This window comes from Vibrio sp. 10N.222.48.A3 (genome assembly GCF_041475345.1).
In the GTDB taxonomy this organism is placed as follows: Bacteria; Pseudomonadota; Gammaproteobacteria; order Enterobacterales; family Vibrionaceae; genus Vibrio; species Vibrio tasmaniensis_A.
Map to the genome: position 1 here is coordinate 2574 of NZ_JBFRVX010001279.1, position 287 is coordinate 2860.

Annotated in this window: 1 protein-coding gene; it reads left to right on the forward strand. The window is 46.0% G+C overall.

Annotated features, from left to right (window positions below):
- Positions 1–149 (forward strand): VC2046/SO_2500 family protein (locus tag AB4653_RS25675; RefSeq protein WP_372105639.1); only part of this gene is annotated, 149 nt, incomplete at its 5' end.
- Between the last annotated feature and the right edge of the window lie 138 nt (positions 150–287).

Genomic DNA, 287 nt, shown 5'->3' on the forward strand with positions numbered 1-287 from the left:
CCGACTTCCCTGAAGAGGTTTACCAAAACCTTTCTGGTCATGACCGGCGTAAACTGGCAAGTAAACAGTTACCTGATTTACCAAATGCGACGCTCTACAACGAGCTGTCGACAGCTCAACGTCAGTATCAGATTCAGGCGCAAGTATAGCCGCCGCCTAGCCTTCCTCTTTCTCGCTCAATATTCGCGACTACTCTTTGTTCGATCTCGCTTTTTTAATTATTGATGCAGGCAATATGAACCATCACCTTTGGTCATCATCAAAACCGGAGATGTCGGTTAACACTT